Genomic DNA, 2,707 nt, shown 5'->3' with positions numbered 1-2,707 from the left:
TAGGATATGCAGGAAGCACCGGGAACAGCACCGGTCCTCATCTTCATTTTGGGGTTATGGTTAATGGGGTAAATCAGAATCCTCTGAATTATGTGAAGAGACCGTCATAATTAACCGGTTTCAGACACGCTCTAGTATATCGTTTCGCAGACAAGTGAGTGGTATAGTTATTTTTCATTTTATAAATATCTAAAAAAGGATATATGGTATATGAAGGAAGAATCAGAAAAAACATACACTTATTACAGAAAAGCGCAATATCATGAAACAGACCAGATGGGCATTATCCATCACTCTAATTATGTAAAATGGATGGAAGAGGCCAGGATTGGATATATGAGCCGGATGGGTTTCAGCTATAAGAAAGTAGAAGAGTTGGGAGTGATTTCCCCTGTTGTGGAAATTTCAGTTGCATATAGAAAGCAGGTTTTCTTCGATGATGAAATCCGGATCCGCGTTGGCATTAAGCAGTATAATGGAATTTCTCTGGAATTTAATTATGAATTTTTTAATGCGAGCAGAAATGAAATCTGCACAACCGCTTATTCCAGACATTGTTTTCTAAAAGATGGGAAACTGATCGCTCTCAAAAAAGAGCTTCCGGAATTGAATCGCATTATTACAGATTGTCTGTAAAACTAATGACTTTGGAAAATCACGTATAGTAGTGATCAAATCCCGGTTGGGACAGCCTATAGCGGCTTTTTCGGGAGATGACGTGTACTGGGAAGTTCCGGAAGACCTTCCCCAAATGACGAAACTTATGGTTGACGGAAAAGCCTTGTATATACATCGGGCAAACTACCAGATTATTGACAAAAAATTGCTGTAGAAAAAATTTAAATTGAACGCTAAGTAATTCAATCAATGTTTTTGACATGAAGGCAGAAAAAAGTTATTATTTGATAAATACAAACAATTAGCACGCAAAAATAAATCCGGAAACAATAAATGGATGTACTGGTTGGCAACAATAAGATAACATAAAAACATACGAAAGTAGTATGTTTTTATGTTATCTACATCTATACGACAAACGCGAGTTTTTCATATAGATGTAGGCTGCAGCTGTCTTTGCGCTGTAATCGTTTATTGACAAAGGCATTTTCTCTGCAATTATTAATCATTATCAACTTTGATGATTTATATGTCTTAAATATTCTCAACAATATTCTTAACATTAAGAAGTTATAAAATAATTTTTTTAAGGAGATTTTTTATGGATAAATATATTGATTATTATAATGATAGCAAGAAAGTCACTTACCACGAACAGACCGATATTTCAAATATTTTGAAGCTTCGAGCTGTTTTGAAAACACTGCCTGATTTCTGCAAGGATTATTTTCGTGCTATGGATCCGCTTACTACTACCAAAACACGAATTTCCTATGCGTATGATATCCGAATCTTTTTTCAGTTTCTCCTGGATGAAAATCCTGCCTTTAAGGACTATTCCATGAAAGACTTTACCGTTGATGTTCTGGATCAGCTTAAAGCTATAGATATCGAGGAATATCAGGAATACCTTAAAGTATATAAAAATGGTGATAAAACAGAAACCAATGGTGAACGTGGCCTGAAAAGAAAAATTTCTGCATTGAGAAGTTTTTATGCATATTATTATAAACATGAATTTATCCAGACGAACCCAACTGTTCTTGTAGATGTTCCGAAAACTCATGAAAAAAATATTATACGTCTTGATGCTGATGAAGTTGCCATGTTATTGGATCATATAGAGCACTGCGGCGATGAGCTTACCGGACAGAAACGTGTTTATTATGAAAAAACCAAGGAGCGTGATCTTGCCATCGTTACTCTCCTGCTTGGTACCGGGATTCGTGTATCTGAATGTGTAGGACTTGATGTTGAAGATGTTGATTTTAAAAATAATGGGATTAAAGTCACCCGAAAAGGTGGAAATGAAATGGTTGTATATTTTGGACATGAGGTAGAAAAAGCTTTGAAAAAGTACTTGGAAGTTCGTAAGAATATCGTTCCTGTAGCAGGGCATGAACACGCTCTCTTCTACTCTACCCAGCGAAAAAGGATTGGCATCCAGGCTGTTGAAAATCTGGTAAAAAAATACGCAGGTGCCATTACGACCACAAAAAAAATCACACCACACAAGCTTCGCAGTACTTACGGTACTACTTTGTATCAGGAAACAGGCGATATTTACCTTGTAGCTGATGTATTAGGTCACAGAGATGTAAACACCACAAAGAAACATTATGCAGCTATGGATGATGCAAGACGTCGTAAGGCGGCCACAGCGGTGCATTTACGCGAAGATTAAAAACATAAAAAGATAAAGTATGAAAAATGACAGATATGTCTTATGTCTGGAGTTTTGTATAGACTTTAAATAACAGACATAAGACATATCTGTCACATACTTGATTCTGTTTGGGTTATGATATGTTTTTCAGAATTCTATTTACTAACTGTTAAAGCTATTTTTATTTATCAAAATCAGTTTCAAATACGCCTTCCGGAGTACGTATTGTCAGTAACCCAAGATTGAATTCATCATCCATTACAGTAATATGATATTCAAAAATAACATCATCTTCAACCTTGGAAAGTAAAACGTAAGAGCCATTTTCTTTTCCTTCAATTTGGTCGCAGATATCTCCGTAAACCATTTCACCGGAAATTGCTCTTGGATATCCTGCATCTTTAATTTTTTGCTCAATTATTC

Annotated in this window: 5 protein-coding genes; 4 read left to right on the top strand and 1 reads right to left on the bottom strand. The window is 35.6% G+C overall.

The window, feature by feature from the left end; all coding sequences use genetic code 11:
* The 4 genes from AC075J_RS04140 to AC075J_RS04125 all read left to right on the top strand — a co-directional run.
* A partial coding sequence (locus tag AC075J_RS04140; protein ID WP_476390053.1) for a M23 family metallopeptidase occupies window positions 1-110 on the top strand: 110 nt, incomplete at its 5' end.
* 100 nt (window positions 111-210) lie between these two features.
* Window positions 211-636, top strand: a complete 426-nt coding sequence (locus AC075J_RS04135; RefSeq protein ID WP_008703146.1) for an acyl-CoA thioesterase — start codon at window positions 211-213, stop codon at window positions 634-636.
* Window positions 611-832 carry a DUF5052 family protein gene (locus AC075J_RS04130; protein ID WP_081018886.1) on the top strand — a complete coding sequence of 74 codons (222 nt, stop codon included), beginning with the start codon at window positions 611-613 and terminating at the stop codon, window positions 830-832. Before AC075J_RS04135 ends, AC075J_RS04130 begins: the two co-directional genes overlap by 26 nt.
* Window positions 833-1,219: 387 nt before the next feature.
* Window positions 1,220-2,302 (top strand): tyrosine-type recombinase/integrase, encoded by a 1,083-nt coding sequence (locus AC075J_RS04125; RefSeq protein ID WP_055052780.1) that lies wholly within the window; start codon window positions 1,220-1,222, stop codon window positions 2,300-2,302.
* 163 nt (window positions 2,303-2,465) lie between these two features.
* Here the strand turns inward: AC075J_RS04125 and AC075J_RS04120 are convergent, their stop codons facing one another.
* Entirely contained in the window at window positions 2,466-2,705 is a 240-nt protein-coding gene (locus AC075J_RS04120; RefSeq protein ID WP_476390052.1) for a hypothetical protein, read from the bottom strand.
* Between the last annotated feature and the right edge of the window lie 2 nt (window positions 2,706-2,707).

This window comes from Blautia sp. ZXY-1-C6, from assembly GCF_056339875.1.
The sequence above is the reverse complement of the archived record's forward strand: the minus strand, read 5'-3'. Positions and strand labels throughout refer to the sequence as shown.

What these genes read in the sequence shown, in the direction of transcription:
- AC075J_RS04135 (WP_008703146.1), top strand. Translation starts at nt 211, where the DNA reads ATGAAGGAAGAATCAGAAAAAACATACACTTATTACAGAAAAGCGCAA.
- AC075J_RS04125 (WP_055052780.1), top strand. Translation starts at nt 1,220, where the DNA reads ATGGATAAATATATTGATTATTATAATGATAGCAAGAAAGTCACTTAC.